This window comes from Brenneria populi (genome assembly GCF_036016195.1).
Taxonomy (GTDB): Bacteria; Pseudomonadota; Gammaproteobacteria; order Enterobacterales; family Enterobacteriaceae; genus Brenneria; species Brenneria populi.
In genome coordinates this window covers 139,961-166,760 of sequence record NZ_JAYWTM010000001.1, presented here as the reverse complement: position 1 = coordinate 166,760, position 26,800 = coordinate 139,961, and the positions used below count along the sequence as shown (strand labels likewise).

The 26,800-nt window shown below is 55.6% G+C and carries 28 protein-coding genes; 6 read left to right on the top strand and 22 right to left on the bottom strand.

Annotated features, from left to right (window positions below; genetic code table 11):
- Window positions 1-279 precede the first annotated feature (279 nt).
- The 20 genes from ycfP to yceD form a co-directional block, all read right to left on the bottom strand.
- Complete coding sequence (gene ycfP / locus VSX58_RS00805; RefSeq protein WP_327616370.1) at window positions 280-822, bottom strand: alpha/beta hydrolase YcfP; 543 nt, start codon at window positions 820-822, stop codon at window positions 280-282.
- A 52-nt stretch (window positions 823-874) separates the two neighbouring features.
- Window positions 875-1,903, bottom strand: coding sequence for a beta-N-acetylhexosaminidase (nagZ, locus tag VSX58_RS00800; protein ID WP_327616368.1), 1,029 nt, complete (start codon window positions 1,901-1,903; stop codon window positions 875-877).
- Window positions 1,904-1,950: 47 nt separating this feature from the next.
- Complete coding sequence (gene thiK, locus VSX58_RS00795) at window positions 1,951-2,811, bottom strand: thiamine kinase (RefSeq protein WP_327616367.1); 861 nt, start codon at window positions 2,809-2,811, stop codon at window positions 1,951-1,953.
- Window positions 2,795-3,373 carry a penicillin-binding protein activator LpoB gene (gene lpoB, locus VSX58_RS00790; protein ID WP_327614421.1) on the bottom strand — a complete coding sequence of 193 codons (579 nt, stop codon included), beginning with the start codon at window positions 3,371-3,373 and terminating at the stop codon, window positions 2,795-2,797. Before lpoB ends, thiK begins: the two co-directional genes overlap by 17 nt.
- Before the next feature lie 85 nt (window positions 3,374-3,458).
- A complete protein-coding gene (hinT, locus tag VSX58_RS00785) occupies window positions 3,459-3,815 on the bottom strand; it encodes a purine nucleoside phosphoramidase (protein WP_327616365.1) in 357 nt (118 codons plus the stop codon).
- A 349-nt stretch (window positions 3,816-4,164) separates the two neighbouring features.
- Window positions 4,165-5,268: a glycerol dehydrogenase gene (locus tag VSX58_RS00780; protein ID WP_327616364.1), complete on the bottom strand. Its 1,104-nt coding sequence runs from the start codon at window positions 5,266-5,268 to the stop codon at window positions 4,165-4,167.
- A 463-nt stretch (window positions 5,269-5,731) separates the two neighbouring features.
- Window positions 5,732-7,165, bottom strand: a complete 1,434-nt coding sequence (gene ptsG / locus VSX58_RS00775) for a PTS glucose transporter subunit IIBC (protein ID WP_327616363.1) — start codon at window positions 7,163-7,165, stop codon at window positions 5,732-5,734.
- A gap of 303 nt (window positions 7,166-7,468) precedes the next feature.
- Entirely contained in the window at window positions 7,469-8,278 is an 810-nt protein-coding gene (locus VSX58_RS00770; RefSeq protein WP_327616362.1) for a metal-dependent hydrolase, read from the bottom strand.
- A gap of 19 nt (window positions 8,279-8,297) precedes the next feature.
- Window positions 8,298-9,311 (bottom strand): DNA polymerase III subunit delta', encoded by a 1,014-nt coding sequence (gene holB, locus VSX58_RS00765; RefSeq protein WP_327617033.1) that lies wholly within the window; start codon window positions 9,309-9,311, stop codon window positions 8,298-8,300.
- Window positions 9,311-9,979 (bottom strand): dTMP kinase, encoded by a 669-nt coding sequence (gene tmk, locus VSX58_RS00760; RefSeq protein WP_327616361.1) that lies wholly within the window; start codon window positions 9,977-9,979, stop codon window positions 9,311-9,313. The genes holB and tmk overlap by 1 nt, the downstream gene beginning before the upstream one ends.
- A complete protein-coding gene (gene mltG, locus VSX58_RS00755) occupies window positions 9,966-10,985 on the bottom strand; it encodes an endolytic transglycosylase MltG (protein WP_327616360.1) in 1,020 nt (339 codons plus the stop codon). The genes tmk and mltG overlap by 14 nt, the downstream gene beginning before the upstream one ends.
- Before the next feature lie 13 nt (window positions 10,986-10,998).
- Window positions 10,999-11,796: an aminodeoxychorismate lyase gene (pabC, locus tag VSX58_RS00750; RefSeq protein WP_327616358.1), complete on the bottom strand. Its 798-nt coding sequence runs from the start codon at window positions 11,794-11,796 to the stop codon at window positions 10,999-11,001.
- A 129-nt stretch (window positions 11,797-11,925) separates the two neighbouring features.
- Window positions 11,926-13,167 (bottom strand): beta-ketoacyl-ACP synthase II, encoded by a 1,242-nt coding sequence (gene fabF / locus VSX58_RS00745; protein ID WP_327616357.1) that lies wholly within the window; start codon window positions 13,165-13,167, stop codon window positions 11,926-11,928.
- A 90-nt stretch (window positions 13,168-13,257) separates the two neighbouring features.
- Complete coding sequence (gene acpP, locus VSX58_RS00740) at window positions 13,258-13,494, bottom strand: acyl carrier protein (RefSeq protein WP_005970506.1); 237 nt, start codon at window positions 13,492-13,494, stop codon at window positions 13,258-13,260.
- 154 nt (window positions 13,495-13,648) lie between these two features.
- The gene (gene fabG, locus VSX58_RS00735; protein WP_327616356.1) at window positions 13,649-14,383 is read right to left on the bottom strand and encodes a 3-oxoacyl-ACP reductase FabG; all 735 of its coding nucleotides are present in this window, start codon (window positions 14,381-14,383) and stop codon (window positions 13,649-13,651) included.
- A gap of 13 nt (window positions 14,384-14,396) precedes the next feature.
- Complete coding sequence (gene fabD, locus VSX58_RS00730; protein ID WP_327616355.1) at window positions 14,397-15,326, bottom strand: ACP S-malonyltransferase; 930 nt, start codon at window positions 15,324-15,326, stop codon at window positions 14,397-14,399.
- 18 nt (window positions 15,327-15,344) lie between these two features.
- Window positions 15,345-16,298, bottom strand: a complete 954-nt coding sequence (locus VSX58_RS00725) for a beta-ketoacyl-ACP synthase III (RefSeq protein WP_327616354.1) — start codon at window positions 16,296-16,298, stop codon at window positions 15,345-15,347.
- A 6-nt stretch (window positions 16,299-16,304) separates the two neighbouring features.
- On the bottom strand, window positions 16,305-17,351 hold the full coding sequence (gene plsX, locus VSX58_RS00720; protein WP_327616353.1) for a phosphate acyltransferase PlsX: 1,047 nt from the start codon (window positions 17,349-17,351) through the stop codon (window positions 16,305-16,307).
- A 29-nt stretch (window positions 17,352-17,380) separates the two neighbouring features.
- A complete protein-coding gene (gene rpmF / locus VSX58_RS00715) occupies window positions 17,381-17,551 on the bottom strand; it encodes a 50S ribosomal protein L32 (RefSeq protein ID WP_239784843.1) in 171 nt (56 codons plus the stop codon).
- Window positions 17,552-17,567: 16 nt separating this feature from the next.
- Window positions 17,568-18,089 carry a 23S rRNA accumulation protein YceD gene (gene yceD, locus VSX58_RS00710; protein WP_327616352.1) on the bottom strand — a complete coding sequence of 174 codons (522 nt, stop codon included), beginning with the start codon at window positions 18,087-18,089 and terminating at the stop codon, window positions 17,568-17,570.
- Window positions 18,090-18,229: 140 nt separating this feature from the next.
- Between yceD and VSX58_RS00705 the strand changes: the two genes are divergently transcribed.
- Entirely contained in the window at window positions 18,230-18,832 is a 603-nt protein-coding gene (locus VSX58_RS00705) for a Maf family protein (protein WP_327616351.1), read from the top strand.
- 43 nt (window positions 18,833-18,875) lie between these two features.
- On the opposite strand, the gene rluC is transcribed toward VSX58_RS00705, so the two are convergent.
- A complete protein-coding gene (rluC, locus tag VSX58_RS00700; protein WP_327614406.1) occupies window positions 18,876-19,832 on the bottom strand; it encodes a 23S rRNA pseudouridine(955/2504/2580) synthase RluC in 957 nt (318 codons plus the stop codon).
- A 579-nt stretch (window positions 19,833-20,411) separates the two neighbouring features.
- On the opposite strand from rluC, the gene rne reads away from it, so the two are divergent.
- Window positions 20,412-23,678: a ribonuclease E gene (gene rne, locus VSX58_RS00695; protein ID WP_327616350.1), complete on the top strand. Its 3,267-nt coding sequence runs from the start codon at window positions 20,412-20,414 to the stop codon at window positions 23,676-23,678.
- A gap of 86 nt (window positions 23,679-23,764) precedes the next feature.
- Here the strand turns inward: rne and VSX58_RS00690 are convergent, their stop codons facing one another.
- Window positions 23,765-24,052 (bottom strand): putative quinol monooxygenase, encoded by a 288-nt coding sequence (locus VSX58_RS00690; protein ID WP_327614404.1) that lies wholly within the window; start codon window positions 24,050-24,052, stop codon window positions 23,765-23,767.
- A 203-nt stretch (window positions 24,053-24,255) separates the two neighbouring features.
- Here VSX58_RS00690 and pyrC point away from each other — a divergent pair, with 203 nt between their 5' ends.
- The 4 genes from pyrC (at window position 24,256) to bssS (ending at window position 26,699) form a co-directional block, all read left to right on the top strand.
- Window positions 24,256-25,299 (top strand): dihydroorotase, encoded by a 1,044-nt coding sequence (gene pyrC / locus VSX58_RS00685; protein ID WP_327616349.1) that lies wholly within the window; start codon window positions 24,256-24,258, stop codon window positions 25,297-25,299.
- Window positions 25,300-25,505: 206 nt separating this feature from the next.
- Window positions 25,506-25,745 (top strand): DNA damage-inducible protein I, encoded by a 240-nt coding sequence (dinI, locus tag VSX58_RS00680; protein WP_327614402.1) that lies wholly within the window; start codon window positions 25,506-25,508, stop codon window positions 25,743-25,745.
- Between the two features lie 233 nt (window positions 25,746-25,978).
- Window positions 25,979-26,236, top strand: a complete 258-nt coding sequence (locus tag VSX58_RS00675; RefSeq protein WP_327614401.1) for a hypothetical protein — start codon at window positions 25,979-25,981, stop codon at window positions 26,234-26,236.
- Between the two features lie 208 nt (window positions 26,237-26,444).
- Window positions 26,445-26,699: a biofilm formation regulator BssS gene (bssS, locus tag VSX58_RS00670; RefSeq protein ID WP_327616348.1), complete on the top strand. Its 255-nt coding sequence runs from the start codon at window positions 26,445-26,447 to the stop codon at window positions 26,697-26,699.
- Window positions 26,700-26,800: the final 101 nt, after the last annotated feature.

The window sequence follows — 26,800 nt, the reverse complement described above, 5'->3', positions numbered from 1 at the left end:
ATGTGAACCGCTAGTTAATAAAGGGTTAACAATAATATCCTTATATTACATAGGGTTCGCGTAAGTTAGACTCAATATCTGCGGCAAGAATAGCATGCCAGGTCATTTGGTCATACCAAAATTGATATATATCAATTTATTTTCATGCGCAGGCATAATGCCTCTGAAATTTGTCTTTTATTTCAGGGAATTAATCAGATTTGACGGGCAATAAAAGTGACATTGTCACCCATAGCGCTCGCGCACGGCGACGGCCGGAAAATAGCGGGTTGGCCCCATTTAATCAGGCGCTTTAAACGTCTTGATACGCGGTAAATGCGTCGAGATGCTGTTGAATTTATGCGTTTGTTCATCATCCCACACGATCTCATAATAGCCGCCCAACGCCCGCGCGCTGCGCTGGCTGTCCAGCATTTCATCCTCGCGGGAGAGCACCACCAGACAGCGATGGCGGTTCTTCTCACGAAAATCGGCGACGCATTTCGTCGCGATATCCAGATACTCTTCGGGACGATCGATCTTACCGCGCATATTCTCCTGCGGATAAAGGTTGGGATTAAAAATCACCTGCCGAATGCCGCACAGAAAACCGATCCGCTCGGCCCAAAAGCCCCCGAGCCCGACGCCGCATATCAGCGGAGATGCGTCCTCGGCCTGCTGAATCAGCTTATCGACCTGTTTCAACAGATGTTGCATATCATGACGCGGATGCCGCGTGCTGTAGCTCAACAGCCGAACGTCAGCATCGATAAACTCCAACTGCAGCACCTTTTCATGGTTGCCGGGGCTGGTCGAATCAAAACCATGTAAGTAGATAATCATCTGAATCCTCGCCACTCTCTCGGCCGCGCCGCGGGCGGCACGGCGGATGCCGCTATATTCTCTGCTCTTTATGCGCCTGCCAGCGCTCGCTCAGCGCCGTAAGCGATTGATTCGCCTGTTTCCAGCGCGGCGAATCCAGCAACTGCCGGCGGGAGAACGTCCCCCGATGATATAGGCCGGCCAGTTGGTCCGCGTTGACCGGAGGCAGTTTATCCAGGACGCTGACCGCGCCTTCCCGGTTGTTGCAGGCCAGAATCATGTCGCATCCGGCGTCCAGCGAAGCCTGAGCCCGCTCAGGGTAACTCCCCATCACCGCCGCGCCCTCCATCGACAGATCATCGGAAAAAACGATCCCGTCAAACCCCAGCTCCTGACGCAATATCTGTTTTAACCAGAACGGCGACCCGCTGGCGGGACGCGGATCCGCGGCGCTATAGATGACGTGCGCCGGCATGACCGCATCCAACTGTCGCTGCTGAATAAGCGTCTTAAAGATCAGCATATCATGCGAGCGAATTTCATCCAGCGAACGGGGGTCAACCGGCGTCTCTTTATGCGAATCGGCGCTGACCGCGCCATGGCCCGGAAAGTGTTTACCCGTCGCTTTCATTCCCGCGTCATGCATGCCGCTGATAAAACTTTTCGCCACCGCCAGCGCTTTTTCCGGCTGCGCGTGAAACGAGCGCTCGCCGATGGCGGCGCTTTCGTGACCGATATCCAGCACCGGCGCAAAGCTGATATCAATATCCATGGCGATCATTTCCGCCGCCATCAGCCAGCCGGCCTCCTGCGCCAGCCGGCTGGCCTCGCTTTCGGCGTTCAATGCGGCGAACGCCTGCGCGGCCGGCAGCCGGGTAAAGCCGTCCCGGAAACGCTGAACCCGGCCGCCTTCCTGATCGACCGCCACCACCAAACGCTCGCGCGATGCCGCGCGAATCTGGCGCACCAGTTCGCGTAACTGCGACGCATCATGAAAATTGCGGGTAAACAGAATCAAACCGCCGACCAGCGGATGAGCTAATACTTCTCTATCTTCAGCGTCCAGCTCATAGCTGGCGACATCTAACATCACTGGGCCCACGAAAACCTCATCTATTTTTCATGTCATTGATACCGGCACGAACGCGCCTATCCATTTATCCCCAACCGGCGGCGCAACGGCGCCAGCGCGCGCAAGAATTTATCCTGTCGGGTTTGCCGCCAGCGAATTTCGTACCACATCAATACCAGATAATCGACCCACGGCAGCCAGCGTTCGCTCTGCCGTCGCAGGCCGGCGCAGGAAAACCCCGGACGCAGCCGTTGATAGCTTTGTAAAAAACGCCGCTGCGTCTCGGCATCCAGTTGATTGGCGCGCGCAATAAACGCCATCTCCAACGCGATATCGCCATCCGCCGCATATTCCCAATCGATCAGCATGATTTTTTCGCCAGTCAGCAGCAGATTCTCCGCGTGCACGTCCAGGTGCAGCGGCGCAACGGCCAAGGGTTTGGGCTGCGCCTCCCGCTGGAAATGGTGGTGAAGCCGCAGCAGCGCCGGCGAGCGGCGGCGGGGGTCCATCCTTTGCCAATAGAGGGCGAACAGCGGCTTGAGCGCCAGCGGATAACCGCTGCGCGGCCGTTGGTGAATACGGGCGAGACAGCGGGCCAGTTCGCCGTTATTCAGCAGCGCGGCGAACTCCGTCCCGGTGGCGACACGCCCCGCCGCCCACTCGACGATTAACCAACCGTCTTCCCACAGCAGCGGGCGCGGCGCCAAGCCGACCGCCGCCATCTGCCGCAGCAGGCGAAATTCTCGTTGGCGATCGGCGCCCGACAGGCGTGCGGACGCCGACTGCGGCCTGGCCAGCCCGTCGAATCCCGGCGCGCGCACCCGCCAGCTTTCGCTGCTTAGCCCGCTGACGGGTTCAAAATGAAAACCGGCGGACTGCGCCGCCGGGACATGCTTACCAATAATATCGGCAATCTGCTGCTTACTGTTGTACCGCACCGCTGCCCGACCAAACAATTTCCCCGGTCTGCACCAGCATCAGTTGCATATCCAGCTCGGGAGATTTCACATCGCCACTGACATCGCTATACAGCACATACTGCGCGCCGACATAGCGAGCCAGCCCAATCGCCTTACTGCGCGACCCCAGACTATCGTCAACCGACAGGCCCAGCGTCTGTTTCGCCGTAGCCACCTGCTCGCGCGGCACCAGCGTAAAGGTGTGGCCGGATGACAGCGCATTGTACAGCGCATTGGTGGCTTTCGCCGTCTGCAACGCGCCATTGGTGTTATTTTTTACGCTATCCAGCAGCAGGATACTGCCCTGCGTCACACCGTCGGCCTTCAGCATCTGCGCGACCAGCGGATCGATACTGGCCCCCCAATTTAGCGTCTGAATTTTAGGCGGCGCCGGAACCGGTTCGCTCGGCGGCGGCTGAGGCACGGACGGCGGCGGTTCGACCGGCTCAATCGTCGCCGGCGGCTCCGTGGGCTCGGGAGGCCGGCTAGGACACCCCGTCAGCACCAGCGCGGCCAATATTACCCCTAGATACTTTTTCATATTTCCTCTCTCAACCCTTGCTGGGCGCGGCAGCCAGGCACCGCCGCGCCCTATTCAACAGGATGACGGATATTGGCTTGCCGAGTTAGACGCGATCCGAAAGCAACGGCCCTAATACCTGGCCGCCGAGCAGGTGCATGTGAATATGGTATACCTCTTGTCCGCCGTGCCGGTTGCAGTTGATAATCAGGCGATAGCCGTCGTCGGCAATCCCTTCCTGGCGCGCGATTTTTCCCGCTACCGTAATCATCCGTCCCAGCGCGGCTTCATGCTCGGCCGCCGTATCGTTAACCGTGGGGATCAGTACATTGGGTACGATCAGAATATGCGTAGGCGTACGCGGCGCGATATCGCGAAAGGCGGTAACCAGTTCATCCTGGTAAACGATATCGGCAGGAATTTCCCGGCGAATAATCTTACTAAAAATAGTCTCTTCAGCCATGATTGATTTCCTTTTAAAACAGACGCGGATCAAATTGTATAGGCAGTATGAGTGACATATTCCGTTTCTTTCAACCCTCTTCGCCGATTTCTGTAGCAAATGGATATTTCGCCAGCGACGCCGTAAAAAAATGCCGGGAGAAGTTTTTAACGTCGCTTTGGCGGCGGCCCGTAGAGTGGCGGCCAGGGATGGCTCGCCATAAAAAACGCCGGGCGCGTTTTTCAACGCTGCGCGGCGGCGGCCCGGAGGATGACGGCACGGACAGCCCGATAAAAAAGGTTCATGAAACTCATGAACCTTTTTAGACTATCGGCCGGCCCATCGAGCTTAGACGATCGGCATTGCCCGTTTATTTATCGCGATAATATTTACCCAGCGCGTCTGCCATCCTCATGGCGTCATAGACATCGTTCGGCGTAACTTTTTTTACCATGTTATTCATCGTGTCGCCTTCGGCGCAGGCGACTTCGGCTACGATACGCCAATCTTTTTCTTTCCATTCCGTCAAGCCAAAGTCTTCCAGGCACAGCGGCAGTTTGGCGATCTTGATAATCTTGATGACCTCTTCCAGCTCCGCTTGCGGCGCATTTTCCAGCACCAGTTGGGTTAAAAGACCGAAGACCACTTTTTCACCGTGCTGCGCTCTGTGCAGTTCCGGCATCACCGACATACCGTTGTTCACCGCATGCGCCGCCGCCAGGCCGCCGGACTCCGCCCCCACGCCGCTGTTGTAAATAGTCGCCTCCAGGCAGGCTTCAAAAGCCGGCGAGCTGACCCTATTTTCCACGGAAATCATCGCCTGTTCGACGTTGGCTTTCAGTTGTTCAAAACACAATTTGGCGATGGCCATACCGGTTATCGACGGTTTTCTTAAAATCAGGTTCAGGCCGTCGGCGCCGTAGCAGGCGCGGGCTTCAAAGTAGGTCGCTAACGCATCGCCGACGCCGGCGGAGAAAAAGCGCGCCGGCGCTTTCACCAGAACGTTGGGATCGGCTAATACGGTATCCGGGTTTTCCGGCAGGAACAGATACTTATCAAATTCGCCGTTCTCTTTGTACAGCACGGACAGCGCGGTACAGGGCGCGTCGGTGGAAGCGATTGTCGGAACAATGACGACAGGTTTTTTATGTTGGTAAGCGACGGCTTTCGCCGCATCCAATGTTTTCCCACCGCCGATGCCGACGATGACGTCGCAGCCGTTTTTTGCTCTTATATCACACAGGCGCTCGACTTCCTTTTGCGTACATTCGCCCGCGAACTTCTCTATGACGCCGCCGACATCGTTTTTTTGCAGATTTGATTTAGTGATTGAATTCACCGTCTCCAGAAAAAAAACGTCGCAGATGATCAGGGCCTGATGGCCGAAGTCTTTAATATACGCGCTGGGATCCAGCAGAAGATCCTTGGCGATGATGAATTTCTTGGGCGAAGATATTGAGCGATGGCTAGACATAAACAATTCCATTTTTTAAATAAAATTTTTAAAAAAACTATAGTTATTTTAATTCACTTAAATCAAATGAAGGCCTGGTCTAGATTGATTTGGATCAATTTGATCATTAACTTAAGATAAATTGATATAAAAGGCGAAATTGATATAGCATCATAAATGGGCCGCGCCCCCGGCTTTCACTGCATGTCGGCGATACACGGACGGACCGTGGGGCGGCGAGCGGGGATTTTTGCGCTGAACGTCACCGCGGGGCATGAAAAAAATTAATAGATTAGCCTGCTCCCTTTTTAAGCGCCGGCGCTGCGGGCGCAACGCGGGGCTTCACGCTGCGACGGGAAGGGAATGCCCCCAGGAAAACAGGGAAATCAGGGCAGCGATAACGCATATCCATAAAAAAATGCCGGACGCCTTAGCGCCCGGCATTAACAGGTTTTCACCCTGCTGAATCTCCCCGGCTAGCTAATTAGCTATTGCGGATAAATTCATCCATATCGGTTTTCAGGTTGTCGGACTTGGTGCCGAAAATAGCCTGAACACCAGAACCGGCGACAACCACGCCCGCAGCACCCAACTGTTTCAAACCAGCCTGATCGACTTTCGATACATCGGCGACGCTGACGCGCAGACGGGTAATACAGGCATCCAGATTGGTGATGTTATCTTTACCGCCGAATGCGCTAACCAGCGCGCTGGCCATCTCGGAACCGCCGGCGACCGACTGCTCGGCCGACGTATCTTCACGCCCCGGGGTTTTCAGATTCAGCTTGGCGATTAACACGCGGAAAATAACATAGTAAACGAACGCATAGCCCAGGCCGACGATCGGGAACAGCCACAGCTTGCTGCCGTTGCCGCTCAGTACGATAAAGTCAATCAAACCGTGAGAGAAGCTGGTGCCGTCGCGCATGCCCAGCAGGATACAAATCGGGAACGCCAGGCCGGCCAGAATCGCGTGGATCACATAGAGGATCGGCGCAACGAACAGGAATGAGAATTCGATAGGTTCGGTGATGCCGGTCAGGAATGCCGTCAGCGCGGCGGAGAGCATGATACCGCCGACTTTGGCGCGGTTTTCCGGTTTGGCGGAGTGCCAAATGGCGATAGCCGCGGCAGGCAAACCATACATTTTGAACAGGAAACCGCCGGACAATTTACCCGCGGTCGGGTCGCCCGCCATGTAACGGGGGATATCGCCGTGGAATACCTGACCCGCCGCATTGGTAAATTCGCCGATCTGCATCTGGAAAGGCACGTTCCAGATATGGTGAAGACCGAACGGCACCAGCGAGCGCTCAACCAGGCCGTACAGGCCAAACGCCACGACCGGATTCTGATAGGCGCCCCACTGGGAGAACGCCTGAATGCCGCGGCCAATCGGCGGCCAGACGAATGACAGGATAACGCCCAGGAAAATCGCCGCCAGGCCGGAAATGATCGGGACAAAGCGTTTCCCGGCGAAGAAGCCAAGGTATTCAGGCAGTTTAATGCGGTAGAAGCGATTGAACATATACGCCGCGACGGCACCCGCGATAATGCCGCCTAAAACGCCCGTATCGGCCAGGTGCTGGACCTGAATCTCTTCCGCAGATAAGTGCAAAACCAGCGGCGCGACCACGGCCATGGTTTTCACCATGATGCCATACGCCACGACGGCGGCCAGAGCAGACACGCCGTCGTTGTTGGTGAAGCCCAACGCCACGCCGATGGCAAAAATCAACGGCATGTTGGCGAAAACAGACCCGCCGGCCTCAGCCATAACATGGGAAACGACGACTGGCAACCAGCTAAAGTTTGCCGACCCGACGCCCAGCAGAATACCTGCGATAGGCAATACGGAGACGGGCAGCATTAGCGACTTACCTACTTTTTGCAGGTTTGCGAATGCATTCTTGAACATATTTGAGTGTGCTCCTGAGTAATGGTGCTTTTACTGCTGATGCTTATAAATACATAAAGGTAGGGAGGATACCCTTTACAAGTAAGGGGTGCTTTAGCCCCCTTTTAATTTTTACGCAGAGTAAAATAAATAGCGCTATCAATGTTTGACTGCTATCACGTTTCAACAATCGGGCGGGTCAAGACAGCCTATAATTTAAGCGTATTCATGATGTATCGCGAAAAAACGCACGATATCGGCGAAGAAAAAACCGGCCGGATTGTGCGTTCAGCGCGATTTATTACAGGGTTCAAAAAAACTCGGCTATTCTAACCGCTGGCGCGCGGCGGTCAACCGCACCGGATCGATATGAAACAGCCGGGAGAAATTCCTGGTCGTGAACTCCGCCAGCGTCTCCAGTTCCACCCCTTTCAATAGGGATAAATACTCCGCCACATCGCGTACGTTGGCCGGCTGATTCTCCTGCCCGCGGAAAGGAACCGGCGCCAGCCAGGGCGAATCGGTTTCAACCAGCATCCGATCCAACGGCACGTAGCGCGCGACGTCACGCAGTTCTTGCGCATTGCGAAAGGTAATAATGCCGGAAAATGAAATATAGAACCCTATATCCAGCAGCGTTTTAGCCGTGGCCAAATCTTCGGTAAAGCAGTGCAATACGCCGCCGCATTTCTCCGCCTGCTCCTGTTTTAGAATCGCCAGCGTATCGGCGCGCGCGGACCGGGTATGGACAATCACCGGCTTGTCCAGTTCGTTGCCGATGCGGATATGCTGCCGAAAAGAGGCCTGCTGTTGCGTTTTCGTCTCTTCCTGATAGTGATAATCCAGCCCGGTTTCCCCCAGCGCCACCACCCGATCGGCCGCCGCAAGCTGACGTAGCTCGGCGTAATCATAGGGTTCGTCCTGATTTAACGGATGAACGCCGCATGAATAGGCCACATTATCCCGTTCGCCAATCAGCCTGGTCATGGCGCGGAATCCCGGCAGCGTCGTCGCCACCGCCAGAATAAAACCGACGTCACGACGCCCGGCCTTCTCCAACACATCGGAGACATCTTTATGTATTGACTGGTAATCCAGTCCGTCAAGGTGACAGTGAGAATCAACTAACAGCATGTTATTTACTCGAAATCAATTAAGCGGAAAATGGATGAACGGCGCGCGGGGCTTGCGTAAACAGACTGCGCTCGCCGTCAAGCAAGCGTTCCGTTAACAGTAGCTCACGATTCACGCCCGTCACCGTCAGCAGCTTCTGCCGGCAGTCCAGCCACTGGCGCAGCTCGTACTGTAACGGAGAGTTGCCCGTGCGGTTGGCCAAAAAACCGACCAGTTCGCTCTGATCCTGATTAACCAGATACTCTCCGGCTCCCTGTTGCCATTTCAGCGCATCAAGCAGCAGCGACGCCAACCAGTGAATGCGTTCATCGGCATCCTCATGGTTGAGCTGCGGCAGTAAGGAGAGCAGGTCGTGCGAGGTCTGCGCCGCGGAAAATGCCTGACACAACGCGGCGCGCTGCTGCCAACGCTCCGGCTGTAAAAGTTTTTCCGCAGCCAGCGGCGCCCCCGCCTGCAGCCTTAATGCGCTACGCAACGCGCGCGCGTCGTTGCTATGGCGCGAGTTCAGCCATAGCACGCTCTGCGTTTCGCTTGGCGCCTCCAGATAGAGAAACAGGCAGCGGCTGCGCAGCGTCGCCAACAAGCGCGCGGGCTCCCGACAGCCAAACAGAAAATAGGTGTCCTGCGGCGGCTCTTCCAGCGTTTTCAGCAACGCATTGGCGGCCGCCTCGGTAAGCCGCTCGGCCGACGGCAGCCAGACGACTTTGGCGCCGCCCTGACGGGAACGCTGATACAGCTTATCCAGAACGTCGCGCAGCGCGTCGACCCCAAGAGTGTGTTTGCCTTTCTCCGGATTTAGCACATACCAGTCGGGATGCGTCTCCGCCATCATTAAGCGGCAGGCGTGGCATTTACCGCAGCTTTTCATGCCTTCGGGATGTCGACACATCAGCCAGCGGCTCAGCGCATAAACCAGCGAATCCTCCCCCATGCCGGGCAAGGCATGCAGCAAAAGAGCGTGATGGCCCCTTCCCGACTGATATTGACCGATCAGCCGACGGTAGGGAGCGTTAAGCCACGGATACCAGTCCATCAGCGGCGATCCTGTATCGGCGCCTGCGAAGTCATGCCCTGTTCCTGCAGCCATTGCCGCAAGACGCCCCGGATATCGGCGCCGACCTTCTCCATCGGCTGCGAAGCGTCAATCGTCACAATGCTGGCGTCCTGTGCCGCCAGCGCCTGATAGCGCGCGCGCGCGCGTTCAAAAAACGCGTATGACTCCTGTTCGATGCGATCCAGTTCTCCGCGCTGGCGGGCGCGCTGCAAACCGAGCGCGGGCGGTAAATCGAGATAGAACGTCAGGTCGGGACGGAAATCGCCCAAAACGGTATCACGCAACGACTGCAACAATTGCCGATCGATGCCGCGGCCGCCCCCCTGATAGGCCTGGGATGAGAGATCGTGACGGTCGCCGACCACCCAACGCCCCTGCGCCAGCGCCGGTTTGATAACGTTTTCAACCAGCTGGACGCGAGCCGCATACAGCATCAATATTTCCGCTTTGTCCGTCACTTTCTCATCCGCGATGCCTTGTTTGATCAGTTCACGCAGTTTTTCGGCCAGCGGCGTGCCTCCCGGCTCGCGCGTAAATGCCACGTCGAAGACGCCGTACTCACGCAATGTATCGACCACGACAGCTCTGGCGCTGGTTTTTCCCGCGCCTTCCAGACCTTCCAACACGATAAATTTACTGTTGCTCATCCCGATCCTTTACCGCCGAGCGGTATAGCCTTACAGCGCGATTATGGTCTGCAAGGTTGGTGGTGAAACTATGGCCGCCCTTGCCGTCCGCCACAAAATAGAGATATGACGTTTTAGCCGGGTGCGCGGCCGCATCCAGAGAGGCTTTCCCCGGCATCGCGATCGGCGTCGGCGGTAAACCGGAGATAACATAGGTATTGTAAGGCGTCGGCGTATCCAGCGCCTTACGGGTAATGACGCCGCTATAGGCGTCGCCCATGCCGTAAATAACCGTCGGATCGGTTTGCAGACGCATGCCGACGCGCAGGCGGTTAATAAAAACGGACGCGACCTGAGTGCGTTCTTCAGCGATTGCCGTCTCTTTTTCAACGATCGACGCCATGATCAGCAGTTCGTCCGGCGTTTTATACGGTAATCCCTCTTCTCGCCCCTGCCATACATCGTCGACGGTTTTTTTCATGCGCTGGTAGGCGCGCTGCAGCAATGCGTAATCGGTGGTCTCGGCCGTGTAGAGATAGGTATCGGGATAGAACCATCCTTCCGGATTGGCTTTATCCTTCATCCCGAGCCGTTCGGCAATCTCCTGCGCGCTCTTATCCGCCAGCGTATGTTTAATATAGGGCGACTGGCACAGCGTTTCGAGCCACTCCTTCAGCCGGGAACCTTCCACAAACCGAATGGAGAACTGCGCTTCTTTACCGCTGGACAGCAGGGCCAGCATTTCTCGAACCGTCATTCCGGCGGTGAAACGGTAGGTGCCGGCCTTGAATTTCGTCAACTCCGGCTCGGCCCTCAGCAACCATGGAAAGAAGGCGCCGTCGGCGATGATTTTCCGCTCCAGCAATAGCGTTTCCAATCCATCGCGACCGGTGCCGGCCGGGAGAGTAAAAATGGTCTCCTGCTTGATGGCAAGTGGCGAAGCGGCGAAGTTCTGGACTTTCTGCCAGAGCAGAAACAGGGCCAGTAGCAGCGCAGTGACCAGTATGCCAATATTTCTTCTCTTCATAAATCAACCACAGCTAACAGTTAGGGCGCAAAAAACCATACAGATTTCTTGAGCGATAACACCAGGACTGCGCCTGGTTCACGGGAACAATCGGCATTAATGCGTTACACACGATCGCTTCATCCGCATCCGCCAGCGTCTCTAGCGGCTCGCTGACGATATGCAGTTCGAAGTCAGACCCGGCCAGCAGCGAAATGATATGTTGTCTGGCGACGCCATCAACCCCGGCATAAGATAAATCCGGCGTATACACGCGATTTCCCTTACGCCAGAACAAATTGGCCGCACAGCATTCCACTAGCGCCCCGGCGGTGTCAAGCACCAGCACCTCATCGGCGCCGCGCTGTTCCAGGTCGAGGCGAATTAGCACCTGCTCCAGGCGGTTCAGATGCTTTATGCCGGCCAGCAGAGCGCTCCTGGCTAACGCCACCGAACTGAGGCGCAGGCTGATGCCTTGCTCGCGCCACTGCGCATAATGGGCCGGGTAGTCCGCCTGCATCACGATCCGCGTCGGGTTATCGCATCCCCGGGCGCTATATCCCCGCCCGCCTTCTCCCCGGCTAAGGATGACTTTAACGATGCCTTCGCGACGGCCGCGCGCCGCCAGGTTCATCTCCTGCGACAATGATGACCAGTCAATGGCAGGCAGCATCAAACGCTCGGCGGCCTGCCGCAATCGCGCCAGATGCCGGTCAAGCCACAGAATCTCGCCGTCGCGCACCCTGGCGGTGGTAAAACAGCCGTCGCCGAACTGGGTTGCGCGATCCGCTATCGCCAGCTGTCGCCGCGGCTGACCATTTATCCAGAGCATCCGTTCCTTCCTTTTAATAAAGTTTCGTCAGCTTGCCAGTAAACCAGCGCCTCATACAAGTCAGGCGGTCTGATTTTACGCAGGCAAAAAAAAACCCGGAAACCGGGTTTTTTCACCAGACGACGCCGATCAAACCTTACGGAATAGCAGAGAACCGTTGGTTCCGCCGAAACCGAAAGAGTTACACAGCGTGTACTCAAGGCTGTCGACCTGACGCGCTTCGTGCGGCACGAAGTCCAGATCGCAGTCATCATCCGGATTATCCAGATTAATGGTCGGAGGAATGGCTCGATCGCGCAGCGCAAGGATGCTGAAGATCGACTCGATCGCCCCGGCCGCACCCAATAAGTGCCCGGTCATCGATTTCGTCGAACTGACCATTACCCGACCGGCGTCAGCGCCGAATACGGATTTGACGGCCTGAGTTTCAGCCTTGTCGCCTGCGGACGTGGAGGTGCCGTGCGCATTGATATAACCGATCTGGGATGGAGAAACGCCCGCATCGCGCAGCGTATTTTCCATCGCCAACGCCGCGCCGGCGCCGTTGGCCGGCGGCGACGTCATATGATAGGCATCGCTGCTCATACCAAAACCGACGATTTCCGCGTAAATTTTGGCGCCGCGTTTTTTCGCGTGTTCGTACTCTTCCAGCACCATGATGCCGGCGCCGTCACCCAGGACGAAACCGTCGCGATCCTTATCCCACGGACGGCTGGCCGCCTGCGGGTTATCGTTGCGGGTTGATAGCGCGCGCGCGGCGCCGAAACCGCCGACGCCCAACGGCGTACTGGCTTTTTCCGCACCGCCGGCGATCATGACGTCGGCATCATTGTAAGCAATGATCCGCGCGGCATGGCCGATGTTATGTACGCCGGAGGTGCAGGCCGTGGCGATGGAAATACTCGGGCCGCGCAATCCGTACATAATGGAGAGATGCCCGGCAACCATATTAACGATGGTTGAAGGCACGAAGAACGGGCTGATTTTACGCGGACCGCCCTTCACCAGCGAACTGTGGTTCTCTTCGATAAGACCCAAACCGCCGATGCCGGAGCCGATCGCCGCGCCGATGCGCGTCGCGTTTTCTTCCGTTACTTCAAGACCGGAATCCTGCATGGCTTGAATGCCAGCGGCGATCCCGTACTGAATAAAGGCATCCATTTTGCGTGCTTCTTTGCGCGAAATGAATTCTTCACAATTAAAATCCTTTACTAAGCCAGCAAAACGCGTTGCATAGGCACTAGTATCGAAATGGTCGATCAGGCTGATGCCACTCTGACCGGCAAGAAGAGCACTCCAGGTAGACTCCACTGTATTGCCGATAGGAGATAACATGCCCAGTCCGGTAACAACTACTCGACGCTTAGACACGCTTGTCCTCCAGGGAGGGAAAATATGACACTGCGGGACAAAAAAACTTAAAAAACTTAGGCGGTCGAGTGACCGCCTAGATATGTTCGCTTACTGCTGATTAGCCTGAATGAAATCGATGGCTGCCTGAACAGTCGTGATCTTTTCGGCTTCTTCGTCTGGAATCTCAGTATCAAATTCTTCTTCCAGAGCCATTACCAGCTCAACGGTGTCAAGAGAATCAGCGCCGAGGTCATCAACGAAAGAAGCATTGTTTACCACTTCTTCCTGCTTAACACCAAGCTGTTCAACGATGATTTTCTTAACGCGTTCTTCGATAGTGCTCATACTCTTAAATTTCCTATCAAAACTCGCTTTCGCGATGGTTTTCGTAGTGTATAAAATGTTGAAAAAGATGCAACAAAATCCCGGCTGGTCGAACCACGATTTTGTGCTATTTTGCGGTTATCTCCGCAAATAACGCAAATAATTTTGGTACTTTTTAGATCATATACATGCCGCCATTGACATGCAATGTCTCACCGGTAATGTAGCCCGCCTCATCAGAGGCTAAAAATGCAACAGCACTGGCGATTTCTTTCGCATCACCAAGCCGGTTGGCTGGAACCTGGCTCAAAATGCCTGCTCGCTGTTCTTCTGTCAATGCCTGAGTCATATCTGTTTCAATAAAACCCGGCGCGACTACGTTAACCGTAATCCCGCGCGAGGCCACTTCGCGCGCCAGAGATTTACTAAAACCAATCAGACCGGCCTTCGCCGCCGCGTAGTTCGCCTGCCCGGCGTTGCCCATGGTTCCGACCACGGAGCCAATGGTAATGATACGGCCGAAACGCTTTTTCATCATCGCGCGCATTACGGCTTTGGACAGACGGAATACCGATGTCAGGTTGGTGTCCAGAATATCCTGCCATTCGTCTTCTTTCATTCTCATCAGCAGATTATCGCGCGTAATGCCGGCGTTATTGATCAAAATATCAATTTCACCGAACTCGGCGCGAATATCCGCCAAAGTTTTTTCCACCGAAGACTCATCAGAGACGTTCAGCACATAACCTTTACCGTTTTCGCCCAGCCAGGCGCTAATCGCTTCAGCGCCCTTTTCGCTGGTGGCGGTGCCGATGACTTTCGCGCCGCGCGCGACTAACTTTTCAGCGATCGCCCGGCCTATGCCGCGGCTTGCCCCGGTCACCAGCGCAATTTTTCCTTCAAAGCTCATTGTCTTCTCCGTTTTATTTTTCCAACGCCGCCGACAGAGAAGCAGGATCGTTCACCGCGGCAGCTGTCAGGGTAGCAACGATTCGTTTGGTTAAGCCGGTCAGAACCTTGCCCGGCCCGACTTCCAACAGTGACTCAACCCCTTGAGAGGCAATGAATTCAACGCATTCGGTCCAGCGCACCGGGCTGTGGAGCTGGCGCACCAGCGCGCTGCGGATAGCTTCCGGCGATGTTTCAGTCCGGGCATCGACATTATTGACCACGGGGATTTTCGGCTCGTTGAAATCAACCGACTCAAGCGCGGCCGCCAATCTTTTCGCGGCCGGCGCCATCAATGCGCAGTGGGAAGGCACGCTGACGGGCAGCGGCAGCGCGCGTTTGGCGCCCGCCGCTTTACAGGCCGCGCCGGCGCGCTCTACCGCTTCCTTATTCCCGGCGATCACCACCTGCCCGGGCGAGTTAAAGTTCACCGGCGATACGATCTGCCCCTGAGCGGACTCCGCGCACGCCTTGGCGATGGCGTCATTATCGAGACCAATAATCGCATACATGGCGCCCGCGCCTTCCGGCACCGCTTCCTGCATCAATTTGCCGCGCAATTCGACCAGACGCACCGCCTGCTGGAAATCGATAACGCCGGCGCAAACCAGCGCGGAGTATTCGCCGAGACTATGACCGGCCATCAGCGCCGGCGTTTTCCCGCCCTGCTGCTGCCAGACACGCCAGATAGCGACCGACGCCGTTAACAGGGCCGGCTGGGTTTGCCAGGTTTTATTCAGTTCTTCGACCGGCCCTTGCTGGGTAAGCTGCCACAGGTCATAACCCAATACGGCGGAAGCCTGGGCGAATGTGTCGGCGACGATGGGATATTCCGCCGCCAGCTCAGCCAGCATACCGACGGATTGTGATCCCTGCCCCGGGAACACCATTGCAAATTGCGTCATAGTGAAAATCCTGTTTAATCAAAAACGAATCAGCGCAGAACCCCAGGTAAAGCCGCCGCCGAAAGCCTCAAGCAGCACCAGCTGTCCAGGTTTTATCCGCCCGTCGCGCACGGCTTCATCCAAAGCCGAGGGGACGGAGGCCGCGGACGTGTTGCCATGGCGATCCAGCGTCACGACCACTTTATCCATTCCCATGCCCAATTTTTTCGCCGTCGCGCTGATAATACGCAGGTTGGCCTGATGAGGCACCAGCCAATCCAGTTCGCTCTTATCCAACTGGGACGCCTGCAGGGTTTCTTCGACAATGTGCGCCAGTTCGGTTACCGCGACCCGGAACACTTCATTGCCGGACATGGTCAAATAGGCGGGTTTTTCCAGATTATTGCGATCCTGATGCGGCAGCGTCAGCAGCGCGCCGTAACGGCCATCGGCATGCAGATGCGTGGACAGGATTCCCGGCTGTTCCGAAGCGGACAACAGAACGGCGCCGGCGCCGTCGCCGAACAGAATCAGCGTGCCGCGATCTTGCGGATCCAGCGTGCGAGACAAGGCATCGGATCCGATAACCAGCGCATAATCCACCGCGCCGTTTTTAATGTACTGATCGGCAACGCTGAGCGCGTAGGTAAATCCCGCGCAGGCCGCAGCCAGATCAAATGCGATCGTATCTTTAATTTCCAGCAGTTGCTGAATCTGGCAGGCCGCGCTGGGAAAAGCATGGCTTGAAGAGGTGGTCGCGACAATCAATAAACCCACCTGCGATTTATCGATACCCGCCATTTCCAGCGCTTTTTGCGCGGCATGGCAGCCCATCGTGGCGACATCTTCATCCGGCCCGGCGATACGCCGCTCGCGAATTCCGGTACGCGTGACGATCCACTCGTCGGACGTATCCACCATCTTCTCTAAATCAGCGTTCGTCCTGATTTTTTCAGGCAAAAAACTGCCCGTTCCGATTATTTTTGTATACATGTACGCTTAATCACTCTTGGGTAATACAGCTTCTAGACGGGCAGCAATCCGCTCTGGAAGCTGCCGTTGTACCGCCTGCATTGCCTGTTCGATAGCAACCGCAACCGCTCGTTGGTTCGCAGCGCCATGACTTTTGATAACGGATCCCCGCAGTCCTAACAGACACGCGCCATTATATTGGTCCGGGTTCAAATGTCCGAAACGTTTGGCCAACCGTTTTTGTAACAAACGCCCCAGCAACCGCAGCCACCATGACTGTTTTTGCCTGCGATCCGCAGCGGAAGATGAAGACTTCAGCAACGAGAGGAACATCCTTACCACGCCTTCCATCGTCTTCAATGTGACATTACCCACAAACCCGTCACAGACCATAACATCCGTCTTTCCGGTCAACAGCTCGTTACCTTCAAGATAACCGATATAGTTGATTGAAGGCGTATTTCTCAATTTGGCCGCCGCGTCGCGAATGTTATCCAAGCCTTTGCTCTCTTCCTCGCCGATATTCAGCAGCGCCACTCGCGGATTTTTCAACCCAAGAACTTCTTCTGCCATCACCGAACCCATGACCGCGAACTGAACCAGCATGGTGCTGTCGCATTCGACGTTGGCCCCCAGATCCAGCACCACGGTTTTCCCATGCTGCTGATGGGGTAATACGGAGACCAATGCCGGGCGCTCGATGCCGTCAAGCGGTTTAATCAGGAGCTTCGCCAGCCCCATCAGCGCGCCGGTGTTGCCCGCGCTGATGCAGGCCTGGGCTCTCCCATCCTTAATCAGCTCCAACGCAATTCTCATCGAGGTTCCGCGACTGGCGCGGATGGCCTGCGACGGCCTTGCATCACTGGCAATAACCGATTCAGCCGGAACAACTTCCAGGCGGGACAGCAAATCAGAATCGACTTTGGCTAGTAATGGAGTAATCGCAGCAGGATCGCCAACTAATATCAGGTTGAGAGTTGAATTAGAAGCCAGTGCCTGCAATGCAGCAGGCACTGTTACGCGGGGACCGAAATCCCCGCCCATCGCATCTAACGCCAGAGTTAGGCGTGTCAAAGTATTGCCTTGCTGATAATTCGTAAGAATTACTTGGCAATAACCTTGCGACCGCGGTAGTAACCGTCCGCAGTGATGTGGTGACGCAGGTGAGTTTCGCCGGAAACTTTATCTACGGATACGGAAGACGTGGTCAGCGCATCGTGAGCGCGACGCATACCACGTTTGGAACGAGTGGGTTTGTTCTGTTGTACGGCCATGGACCTTACTCCTTAATTACTTACGCTTTAAACTGGCTAATACGGCAAACGGGTTCGGTTTTTCCGCCTCGGCAGGCAGTTCGCCGAACACCATGTCCGCTTCGGACACTTCACAGTGTTCAGAATCATGTACCGGTGCGATTGGCAGAGTCAGAATGATTTCATCTTCCACCATGGCCAGCAGATCGACTTCGCCAAACTCATCAACTTCGATCGGCTCATACGCCTCCGGTAAAGCTTCGGCCTGTTCATCATTGATGACCGGGCTAAAACAAAATGTCGCATGAACCTGATGCCCAAATGGCTTTCCGCAGCGTTGGCACATTAATGTGACCGAAACGTCCGCGTTACCGTTAATCACCGCCAGGCGCTGGTTATCGATATTGAAAGACAAAGAAGCCTGAACATCACTGTCCACACTCACCACTGATTCGGCAACTCGCGTTACCTGCTCGGGCGTATAAATACCAACGTAATCTAGACGCTTTTGAGCAGTACGAACCGCATCAAGGGTTAAGGGTAATTTTACCTTTTGCATAGGGCGCGCATATTAACGTCGTAACGACATAGAGTCAAAGAAAAAGGCAGCGAAGCACCACCTTTCACCAATATTCGCTTCCAGAGCGGCACACAGTTTAAAATGCCTTGTATTATTACGCTACGGTTTATAAAAAAATTATGTATCAGATCGTTCTCGCTTCCACGTCGCCCTATCGTAAGTCGCTGCTGGCAAAGCTCAATCTGCCTTTTATCTGCGCCGCTCCCGAGGTGGATGAGACGCCCCTGCCCGGCGAAGACGCGACGGCGCTGGTGGCCAGGCTGGCTGAAAGCAAAGCGCGCGCCCTGGCGGCGCGCTATCCCCGCCATTTGATTATCGGCGGCGATCAGGTGTGCGTATTAAACGGCGCCATCGCCGGGAAACCGCATAATAAGGAGAATGCGGTGCGGCAATTGCGGCAGGCGAGTGGACGGCGCGTCACTTTCTTTAGCGGATTGGCGCTGTTTAATAGCGCCAGCCAGCGGCTGCAATGCCTTGTTGAACCGTTCGACGTCCATTTCCGCTGCCTGACGCAGGCGGAGATTGAGGGATACCTTGACCAAGAGCAGCCCTGGAATTGCGCCGGCAGTTTTAAAAGCGAAGGGTTGGGGATTACACTATTTGATAAATTATCGGGACGGGATCCCAATACGCTTGTCGGCCTGCCGTTGATTGCGCTGGCGCAAATGCTGCGGGCGGAGCACATCAATCCGCTGACGAGAAATCCGCTGACGAGAGAGTGAACCGCGGGATACCCGGCATCCGGTACCCCGCTAAGGCGGAGGACTACCCTTTCGCGTTACGCAACACTTTCAGGCAATGGCGCAGTTGGTCGTCCAGGGGCGCTTCGATGCGCAGCGTTTCCCCGGTATTGGGGTGCTCGAAGCGTAACGCCTGCGCGTGTAAAAACAGGCGGCTCAATCCGGTTTCCGCCAACTGGCCGTCAAAACCGCGATCGCCGTAGCGGTCGTCGAAGGCGATCGGATGGCCGGCGTGTAACGTATGGACGCGGATCTGATGCGTTCTGCCCGTTACCGGACTGGCGCGAACCAGCGTTGCCATCTCGAAACGCTCTTCCACTTTAAAGCGCGTCTCCGAAGGCTTGCCCTCGCTGTTGACGCGAACGATACGTTCGCCGCTCTGCAAAATATTTTTCAGTAGCGGCGCCTGTACGGATTTGCAATGCGACGGCCAGTTTCCCCGCACCAGCGCCAGATAATCCTTCTGCATGCCCTTAAGTCGCAGCTGTTCGTGCAGGGAACGCAATGCGGAACGCTTCTTGGCCACCAGCAGCACGCCGGACGTATCGCGATCGAGGCGGTGCACCAGTTCGAGAAAGCGCGCCTCGGGACGCAGCGCGCGCAGCCCTTCGATCACGCCGAAACTCAGGCCGCTGCCGCCGTGCACCGCCGTACCCGAAGGCTTATTGAGCACCAGAATATAATCGTCTTCGTAGATGATGCACTCCGCCAACGCGGCGACTTTACCCAGACTGGCGGAAACCGGCGGCGCGTCGCGCTCGGCCTGGCGCACCGGCGGGATGCGGACTTCATCTTGGTCGAGCAGCTTGTATTCGGGCTTTACCCGTTTTTTATTTACCCTTACCTCGCCTTTGCGCAAGATGCGGTAAACCATGCTTTTAGGCACGCCTTTTAAACGGGCATGCAAAAAATTGTCAATGCGTTGTCCCGCCTCATCGGCGGATATGGTTACAAATTGTACTGAGGGGTTGTCTGTTTTCATGATGCGCGATTCTAAATAGAGCGGTCGGATAGCGCCACTTCTTTTTCTGTGCTTAACTGTGAGTCTGGCCTATGAAGATATTGTTACAGCTACGGGTTTCGCCGAATTCGGTCTTAACCGCCGACAATTTAGCGAGCGGCAGCACAACTATCTTTATATGACAGGCAAAGTAACCTTGCTATAACCGTGTCAGCAATGGAATAATGCTTTTCGTGTTTTCCGCGCTGATTTCCATTAAGACAAGGAAATTGCGGAATTATTAAGTTTGCCTGATGACACACAAACGCAGCAATGGCGTAAGACGTAATGTGATATCAAGCAGTTAGCGGGCTGCGGATTGCAGCTTGGCCGGCAAATGGAATCAGATCTGGCGACATTCTTCAGAAGCTGTTCCCCCAGTAAATGCGCTGTTTTCCATCAGGAAACACAGGCTACCGAAACATGCGTCTCTATGCAGGCGACAACCGGGAGGTTGACGTCCTTGCGATAAGCCACGAGGCCATCGGTTCACTCCGGTCATGCGGTTCTTTGTCCGCAGCTCTATCAATAATGTAAGTAAAAATAACGAGTAAGTTAAAGATGAAGAGAATGTTGATTAACGCGACTCAACAGGAAGAGTTGCGTGTTGCCTTGGTCGATGGTCAACGGCTGTATGATCTGGATATCGAAAGTCCGGGTCATGAGCAGAAGAAAGCGAATATCTACAAAGGTAAAATCACGCGTATCGAACCCAGTCTGGAAGCCGCTTTTGTTGACTACGGCGCCGAAAGACACGGTTTTCTCCCTCTCAAAGAAATCGCTCGCGAATATTTCCCCAGCAGCTACTCCTCCCACGGCCGCCCCAACATCAAAGATGTTTTGCGCGAAGGCCAGGAGGTCATTGTTCAGGTGGATAAAGAAGAGCGCGGCAATAAAGGCGCAGCGCTGACAACGTTTATCAGCCTGGCCGGCAGTTATTTGGTTCTTATGCCGAACAACCCCCGCGCCGGCGGCATTTCGCGCCGTATCGAGGGCGATGACCGCACCGAACTGAAAGAAGCCCTGGCCTCTTTACAGTTGCCCGACGGCATGGGGCTGATTGTCCGTACCGCGGGGGTCGGCAAATCCGCCGAAGCCTTGCAATGGGATTTGGCTTTTCGCCTGAAACACTGGGAAGCCATCAAGAAAGCGGCTGAAGGCCGCTCGGCGCCCTTTCTGATCCACCAGGAAAGCAACGTCATCGTGCGCGCCTTCCGTGATTATCTACGCCCGGATATCGGTGAAATTCTGATCGATAATCCCAAGATCCTCGATCTGGCGAAAGAGCATATTTCCGCGCTTGGCCGCCCGGATTTCAACAGCAAAATCAAGCTTTATAGCGGTGAGATCCCGCTGTTCAGCCACTATCAGATTGAATCCCAGATTGAATCCGCGTTCCAACGCGAAGTGCGCCTGCCCTCCGGCGGTTCTATCGTTATCGACACCACCGAAGCGCTGACGGCGATTGATATCAACTCGGCGCGCGCGACCCGCGGCGGCGATATCGAAGAAACCGCGTTCAACACCAACCTGGAAGCGGCCGATGAAATCGCCCGCCAACTGCGGCTGCGCGACCTGGGCGGTCTGATCGTTATCGATTTTATCGACATGACGCCGGTTCGCCACCAGCGCGAAGTTGAAAACCGTCTGCGCGACTCCGTTCGCCAGGATCGCGCGCGCATTCAGATTGGCCGGATTTCCCGTTTCGGCCTGTTGGAAATGTCCCGCCAGCGCCTTAGCCCGTCGCTGGGCGAGTCAAGCCACCATGTTTGCCCTCGCTGCGGCGGCACCGGTACCGTGCGCGACAATGAATCGCTTTCGCTGTCTATTCTGCGCCTCATCGAAGAAGAGGCGCTGAAAGAGAACACCAAAGAAGTTCATGCCATCGTTCCCGTGCAGATTGCGTCTTACCTGCTGAATGAAAAACGCGACGCGGTCAACGCCATCGAAACCCGTCAGGGCGGCGTTCGCGCCATTATCGTTCCCCATGACGGTATGCAGACGCCGCACTACTCCGTGGTGCGCGTGCGCAAAGGCGAGGAAAAACCGACGCTCAGCTACCTGCTGCCGCAACTGCTGGAAACCGAGGCGCAGCAGTTGCAGGAAGAGCAGGTTGTCGAACGTAAACAGCCGGAGCAGCCTGCCTTAACGGCTTTCAGCATGCCGAGCATGCCGGCGGAGAATAAAGCGCCGGACGAGGGAAAAACGGCGCCTGTCACGGCGGCCGAGCCGGCGCAGCCGGGGCTCGTCAGCCGTTTCCTGGGGGCGCTGAAAGGCATTTTCGCTTCCGAGCCGTCCGCAGCCGTCGCCGAACAGAGCGAGGAGAAGAAAACCGAGTCCGCCGAGGCCGGCGAGGGGCAGCGTCAGGAACGCCGCAATACCCGCCGGCAGAATAACAATCGCCGCGATCGTAATTCACGCGACGGTCGGGAGACGCGTGAAGAGCAGCGCCGCAATAAACGCCAGAACAGCGAAACCGCGCCGGAAGCTCGCGCGGTTGAGGATAGCGAAAAAACCGCCGTCGACGAACAGCCGCGTCGCGAACCGCGTCAGCGTCGCCGGCAGGACGATAAGCGTCAGTCCGCGCAGGAAGCGAAAACGCAAAATATCGTAGCGGCCGAAGCCGACGACGACGCGACCGAGCAGGAGAAACCGGCTCCGGTAGCGCAGCGCCGCCAGCGTCGCCAACTGGCGCAGAAAGTGCGCGTCCAGTCTGAAAACGCGCGCCAGGATGACGCCGACGCGCGGGTTCCGGCGCTAGCGGAAGCCTCCACGCAGGTTAAACCGCTGGATGACGCAGCCGTTACGCCGCTTGACCAGAGCGAAACGGAAAATACGCAAGCCGCCGATGCGAACAAGGGCGCGAATAGCGAAAACGGCGGGATGCCGCGTCGTTCCCGCCGTTCGCCGCGCCATCTGCGCGTCAGCGGCCAGCGCCGTCGCCGTTATCGCGATGAGCGGTATCCGTCGCAATCGCCGATGCCGGTGGAATATGCCGCCGCCGCGCCGGAACTGGCATCGGGCAAGGTTTGGATCAACTATCCCATCGCCCAATACCAGTCTCTGGAGCAGCTTGAAGAGCAGCAACAGGCGGAAAATAACGCCGCGCCGAACCAGCCGGCCGTCCTGCCGGAAACGGCGGTTGTCCAGGATAACGCCGCCGCCGCGCCGCAGGAAACATCGGTAACGCAACCGGCGCAGGAAACCGCGCAGGTTGAAAAAACCGACGTCGTCGGCGAGACGGCGGCCGCGGTCGAGGCCTCCGCCGCTGATGAGATTGTCGAGACGAAAACCGAGGCCGACGCCATCCCATCAATCCTCGTCGAGGAGCGGGCCTACGGAGAAAGCGATGAGGTCGATGAAGTCGTCGACGCGGTTGATGAAGTTATCGACGCAGGCGATGAAGTCGTCGGAGCGGTTGATGAAGCTGTCGAAGCGGTCGCTGACGTTGACAACACAGACGATGACGCTGACGAGGCTGTCGAAGCAGACGATGATGAGGCTGTTGTAGCAAGCGCAGCTGTTGCCGAGGAGAGCGCCAAGGAGCCCGAGGCGATCGCGCCTCAGCCGGTAGAGGCCGCGCCTGAGGAAAAACCGGCCGCGCCGGCTCAACCGACAGAAACGGCGACGGCGCAGCCGCGCTATAAGTTCCACGCCGCCGCGCCGATGACGAAAGCGCCGGCGCCGGATTATCAACCGGAGCCGGTACGCCAAAGCGACTGGCAGCGTCCCGTCTATCAGTTTGACGGCAAAGGTTCGGCCGGAGGCCACGCGGCCGTTAACCAGGCCACGGCGCCGGCAGCCAAGCCGGGGGCCGTTGGCGAATAATCCGCGTTCAGCGACAGTAAGCAAAAACACCCGCCGTTTGGCGGGTGTTTTTATATGGGCATTAACGTCCGCCCGGTGGGTTTTTATCAGCCCAGGAATTTCATCAGTTTGATCGTCGATTCGTCAGTCTTACCTTCCAGGCTGGAAATCAAGCGTTGAAAGTGCGACGACTGCTCGTGCTCCGTCAGCGCGGCCTGATTCTTCCAACGCTCAAAGAAAACAAAAGCGCCGGGCTTATCAATTTCTTCATGCAGATCGTACTGCAAATTCCCTGCTTCCTGACGACTCGGCGCCACCGCCGCTTTCACCGCGGCGGTAACTTCGTCGATAAATTCAGCTTTTGCCCGTAAGATGGCAACGATACGAATCTCCATTTTAGTCCTTCCATTATTTATAGTTAAAGATCAAAAGTTAAGGCATGAGATGCCAATAGCCGTAATAGATATAGTAGTTAATTTCAGGCATTCATCAACTAACGGATGCATTCGAAATGCTTTGCACTTATTCTTACTCCCCGCCGTATCATCCCGACTCACAGACAGATGATGTTTTTCTACTGACCGCTGGAGCACATTTCATGACCGCACTGCCAGGTACACTAAAAATCCGCCGTCCTGACGATTGGCATCTCCATTTACGTGACGATCGGATGCTTGAAACCGTCCTGCCGTACACCAGCCGCTTTTTCGGTCGGGCGATCGTCATGCCGAATCTGACGCCGCCGATCGTCAGCGTAGCGGGCGCCACGGCTTATCGCCGGCGCATTCTGGCCGCGCTCCCCGCAGGGGATGATTTTCAACCGTTGATGACCTGTTATCTGACCGACTCGCTAGATGCCGCGGAAATCGTCAGCGGCTTTACACAAGGCGTGTTTACCGCCGCCAAATTATACCCGGCGAATGCGACCACCAACTCCAGCCACGGCGTAACGGACATCGCCAATATCTATCCCGTACTGGAAAAAATGCAGGAAATCGGCATGCCGCTGCTGGTGCATGGCGAAGTGACCAATCCTGAAATCGATATTTTTGATCGAGAAGCCCGCTTCATCGAGTCGGTGATGGAGCCGCTGCGCCAACGCTTCCCTGAGCTGAAAGTGGTATTCGAGCACATCACCACCAAAGAGGCGGCGAGCTATATTGTATCGGGCAATGAGTATCTTGCCGCGACCATCACCCCGCAGCACTTAATGTTTAACCGCAACCATATGCTGGTCGGCGGCGTCCGCCCGCATCTGTACTGCCTGCCGATTCTCAAAAGAAACATTCACCAGCAGGCGCTGCGCGAGGCGGTTGCCAGCGGCTGTAACCGACTTTTCCTCGGCACCGATTCCGCGCCCCATGCCAAACACAGAAAAGAATCCAGCTGCGGCTGCGCAGGCGTGTTCAATGCCCAGGCGGCCTTGAGCGCCTACGCGACGGTTTTTGATGAACTGGGCGCGCTGGATAAACTTGAAGCGTTCTGTTCGTTAAACGGCCCGCGTTTTTATGGCTTGCCGGTTAATGAAGGCTGGATTGAACTCCATCGCGAACCGGTGACGTTCCCGGAAGCGATCCCAATGGGCGATGAGTCGGTGGTCCCCTTCCTGGCGGGACAGCGTCTTAACTGGTCCGTTCGATAGCGGATAGCGCCTGGTATCGCCGCGGCAGAAACATGATTTCGCGCCGAGAACGGGTCGGGCGCCGATTTTTTTATGACGGGCATCCTGTCCGTCCCCCTTCGGGCCTCCGCAAGCGGCGTTGAAAATCGCTCTCGGCGATTTTTTATCGGCGCTTGTGCTTTTTCATTGGTAACTGTATAAATACACAGTTACCAATGGAGGCAATTATGCGTGTCGAAATTACTCTGGCAAAATCATCCCCTCTCCCCGCCGGCGCGCTTGAAGCGCTAACCCATGAGTTGGGCAACCGAATTCACCAACACTACCCTGATACCCCGATCCAGATTCGCTATGCGGCGGCCAATAACCTGAGCGTATTAGGCGGCAGTAAAGAGGATAAAGAGCGTATCTCCGAGCTGTTGCAAGAGACCTGGGAAAGCGCGGACGACTGGTTTACACCGCAATAAAAAAACGCCGGAAGCGTTTTTCAACGTCACACAGTGACGGCCCGCAGGGCGAGCCAGGGATGGAGCGAGTAAAAAAATACCGGGAGCGCTTTTTAACCTCGCCTGCGGCGGCCTGAAGCAGGCTCCCGTAGACGGACGCATGAATTTAGGCTATAGAAAGATTTGGCGCAATGATAAGTTATAGGCCGTAAGGTGAGTATCTTGCCATCCTGTGATAACCGAGGGTACCAATTATGACAGTGGAAAAACCGGAAGAAGCGATGACATTCGGTGAACTGCTGGAGCTAATCGGCGCGCAGCAGCGCAAGATTGACGCACTGGAGCTCGCCTTTTCATCCCTGGTTTTCTGCCTTGATGAGAAGGCAAACCAACTGATGATCCACAATCTGAAGCTGGAGTCGCAAAACGAGAATCGGGATCCCTTGCTGAAAAAGCATCTCGCCCGCTTTGTCGCCGTATTAGAGAAAAACGCCGGTTTAAATACCGAGTAGCCTATTTCCATTCACAAAAACAATCCGGGATGAACGCCTGTTCGCTCCGGATTGTTTAATTAACGCGCTAAAACTTTTTTCAGATTTCTTAAAAATATTTCCCATAAATTAAATAAGCGACGATATACTATTAATGCTCTTCTTAATAAGGGGCCGCCTTAAACCTCGTTAGTCACTCATGTTAGTAACTAGTCAATAAGGGGTATTTATGGATAGAAAAAATGAAGTTATTCAGACACATCCTCTTGTAGGTTGGGACATCAGCACCGTTGACAGTTATGACGCCATGATGATCCGTTTACACTATCTGTCCACCTCGGATCAGGCTCCAGATGAAGCGCAAGTTGACCGGACGTTATGGTTAACGACGGATGTAGCCAGAAAACTTATATACATACTTGAAGCCGGCATTGCCAAAATCGAATCAACAGATTGCCAAGCACTTGATTATAGAAAACATTAGTCATTGATAACTTTTATTGTTTTTATACCAGATTTCTTGATTTTTGATTTACCCTCCCAATAACAACGCCGTCTTGCAGACGGTGTTGTTATTTCAACCGC